The following is a 3,265-nucleotide window of genomic DNA, read 5'->3' as shown; positions in this document are numbered from 1 at the left end:
GAATTCGCGGAAGAAATCGTCGGTCCATTCGCGCAGCGTATTTTCGATCTGCCGCCCCGGCAGCTCGGTGAGCGGGCCGCTCGCCGTCGCCCAGACCACGTACTCGATGCGCGTGGCGTTCGCGTCGTCATCCGGCATCAGCACGAGTTCGACCTGACCGCGCAGCGCACCGAGCCCGGCGGCCCGCGCCTTGAAGTTGATTACGCGGCGCGGCTGCCCTTCCGCGTCGCCCTGCTCGGCGGCGGCATGCGCACGCACGTCGTAGCGGGCACGCAGCGGGCCGAGCGGCACCGTGATCGTCAGCGCAAACTCGCCATGCGCAAGCTTCTCGAAGGATTCGCAACGCTCGAAGCTCGCGCGCAGCAACGCGAGATCCTCGAACGCCTTCCGCACGACAGGCGGTGCGAGCGGTATGCGTAATGTGTCGTTCAGTTCCATGACGCCTCCCCGATGAACACGCGCCGCATCAGGACGTCTCGACGAGACTGTCGATCCGTGCGGCGTCGAAGGCAACGTAGTGCGCGAGCGCCAGCGCGGCCTCCTTCGGTTCCTCGTAACTCCATGCGGCGTTCTCGATCACGCCGTCTTCCGTCTGCAAGTCGAAGTGCACGGCCTCGCCCCTGAACGGGCAGGCCGACGTGACGCCTGATTTCACGAGCCGGCGCATGTTGACGTCGCCGCGCGGCAGGTAGTGGGTGTCCGGCAGGCCCGTTTCTCGCACGGTCAGCGCGCCGTGCGAATCGGCGTACGTGATGCCGCGATGGATCACGCGCACGCGATGGCGGTTCGGCACGATTTCGAGACGAGGGTCGGCTGCGTCGGACATCGTTTCTCCTTGGGGCGGCCGGGCCAAGCCAGGCTCAGGAAACGAAAAAAGCCACGGCACGGGTGCCGTGGCTTTCATTATGGGCGAAACCGCAGCCGAATGCGCGGCCCCGGCCGGGGCCGCGAGCGGCAGACTACTGCGCGCTCCACTGGAACGCGGTTTTCGCGCCGCCCTTCGCGCCGACCGTGACGGCACGCGATTCCTCGTTGCCCTGGTACGACGCATGCACCGTATAGCGGCCCGGCGGCACCTTCACGAGCATGTACGGCCCGCGCGCGTCGGTCTTCAGCACTTCGGCACCCTTGCCGTCGACGATCCGCACATGGACGTCGGCCAGGAACTCGCCGCCCTTGCCGGTGAACCGCAGCGCCAGCGGCCAGCTCGGCTCGTTGCGCTGGAACGCCGTCGATTCGTCCTGCCCGACGCCGCCGGACACGAAGGTGACGTCGCCCTGCTGGCGCGCGGCGGGCAAGCCGTCCGACTGCGCGTACGCGCCGGTTGCTCCGGCTGCGAGGCCGGCGGCCAGCGCCGCGGCGACGGCAAATCGGGACACGTTGCGTAGATATTGCATGGCTCTCTCCTTGGGGTCGGAACACATACAGGGCGCTGCGTCACACCTTCAGTACGGCGGCGGCGCCCGCCGCGGCCGGCCTGGCCGGCCGTCGGCCGTAGCCGGTCAGCTCAGGTCGACCGGCACGAAGATCTGTGCATTATCGCGCTGGATCAGCAGAGCAAGACTGTTGCCCGCGCCCTTGACCGCGTCGCGCAACTGCTCGGGGCTCGTGACCGGGCGGCCGTTGACCGCGAGGATCACGTCGCCGGGCTGGATGCCCGCGTTGGCGGCCGGCCCGCCGGCCTGCTGCACGATCAGGCCGTGCGACAGGTTGTCGGCACTGCGCTCCTGCGGCGACAGCGGACGCACCGCGACGCCCAGGCGCCCCTGCTCGACCGGCCCGCCGTCGTTCGACGCGAGCTTCGCATCGGCCATCGCGCCGAGCGTCACGCTGATCGACTTCTTCGACTTGTCGCGCCAGATCTGCAGGTCGGCCTTCGAACCCGGCTTCAGGTTCGCGATCTGCGCGGGCAGCGACGTCGAATCGGCAACCGGCGAGCCGTTGACCGACAGGATCACGTCGCCCGGCTGCAGGCCGGCCTTCGCGGCCGGGCCGTTCGGATCGACCGAGCTGACGAGCGCGCCGTCCGGCTTCTGCAGTCCGAACGAGCTTGCAAGCGTCTGGTTCAGCCCCTGCACGGCGACGCCGAGGCGGCCGCGGCTCACGTGGCCCGTCTTCACGAGCTCGTCCTTCACCTTGATCGCCTCGTTGATCGGGATCGCGAACGACAGCCCCTGGAAGCCGCCCGTCTGCGAGTAGATCATCGAGTTGATGCCGATCACCTCGCCCTGCAGGTTGAACAGCGGGCCGCCCGAGTTGCCGGGGTTCACCGGCACGTCGGTCTGGATGAACGGCGTGTAGTTCTCGTCCGGCAGCGCGCGCGACTTCGCGCTGATGATGCCCGACGTAACCGTATTGTCGAAGCCGTACGGCGAACCGATCGCGACGACCCACTGGCCGACCTTGCTCTGCGCCGGGTCGCCGATCTTCACGGTCGGCAGGCCGCTCGCGTCGATCTTCAGCACTGCGACGTCGGACTGCTTGTCGGAGCCGACGACCTTCGCCTTGTATTCGCGCTTGTCGGTCAGCTTGACCGTGACGACGTTCGCGCCGTCGATCACGTGCGCATTGGTGAGGATGTACCCGTCGGAGCTGATGACGAACCCGGAACCGAGGCTCGCGCTCGGCTGGTCGTCCGGCTGCGCGTCACCGCCCATGCCCGGCACCTGGCCGTAGAAGTGCTTGAAGAACTGGTAGAACGGATCGCTCGGATCGATCGGCAACTGCGGCTGCGGCACGCGCCGCGACACCTGCTTCACGACGTGCTTCGCGCTGATGTTCACGACCGCCGGGCCGTAGGTCTCGACGAGCCCGGAGAAATCGGGGATGCCGGTCTTCGCGGCCGCTTCTGCCGGCATCAGCGCGGCAGCCTGTGCGGGCGTGATGATCTGCGGATCGGCGCGGCGGGTGCCGGCGACATAGCCGGCGGACAGGGCGGCCGCCACGGCGACCGCGACGGCGCCGCGCGCAAGGAATCGGGTGTTCATCGTAGGACCTCCTCTTTGTTAGGACGCAGCGTAACGACCCTGACTTAAAGGAGGCTTAATCAGCCTTAAGCGGGGCTTAAGCGGCTGCCGGCGCCCGTCCGGCGCCGGGCTTCATACCGATTCGGACGGCTGCGGCGCCTCGGCCGGCATCTCGGCATCGCGGAACACGACACTGACGAGCAGGCCGCCCGCGGCCGCGTCGCCGAGCGACACCGTCGCGCCCTGCTGCGCAGCCACGCGCTAGACGATCGCGAGCCCGAGCCCGCTGCCCGATACGG

The 3,265-nt window shown here is 68.5% G+C and carries 4 protein-coding genes and 1 pseudogene; all 5 read right to left on the bottom strand.

Features of this window, described 5'->3' with window-relative positions; genetic code table 11:
- A partial coding sequence (locus G3N99_RS37280; RefSeq protein ID WP_277396486.1) for an SRPBCC domain-containing protein occupies nt 1-438 on the bottom strand: 438 nt, incomplete at its 3' end.
- Between the two features lie 28 nt (nt 439-466).
- The gene (locus G3N99_RS37275; RefSeq protein ID WP_011353055.1) at nt 467-826 is read right to left on the bottom strand and encodes a DUF427 domain-containing protein; all 360 of its coding nucleotides are present in this window, start codon (nt 824-826) and stop codon (nt 467-469) included.
- 133 nt (nt 827-959) lie between these two features.
- The gene (locus G3N99_RS37270) at nt 960-1,397 is read right to left on the bottom strand and encodes a carboxypeptidase-like regulatory domain-containing protein (RefSeq protein ID WP_011353056.1); all 438 of its coding nucleotides are present in this window, start codon (nt 1,395-1,397) and stop codon (nt 960-962) included.
- Between the two features lie 105 nt (nt 1,398-1,502).
- Nucleotides 1,503-2,987 carry a DegQ family serine endoprotease gene (locus G3N99_RS37265; protein WP_011353057.1) on the bottom strand — a complete coding sequence of 495 codons (1,485 nt, stop codon included), beginning with the start codon at nt 2,985-2,987 and terminating at the stop codon, nt 1,503-1,505.
- A 111-nt stretch (nt 2,988-3,098) separates the two neighbouring features.
- A pseudogene (locus G3N99_RS37260) lies at nt 3,099-3,265 on the bottom strand (two-component sensor histidine kinase); the annotation flags it as partial.

The organism is Burkholderia sp. Ac-20392 (assembly GCF_017104585.1).
GTDB lineage: Bacteria > Pseudomonadota > Gammaproteobacteria > Burkholderiales > Burkholderiaceae > Burkholderia > Burkholderia lata.
The sequence above is the reverse complement of the archived record's forward strand: the minus strand, read 5'-3'. Positions and strand labels throughout refer to the sequence as shown.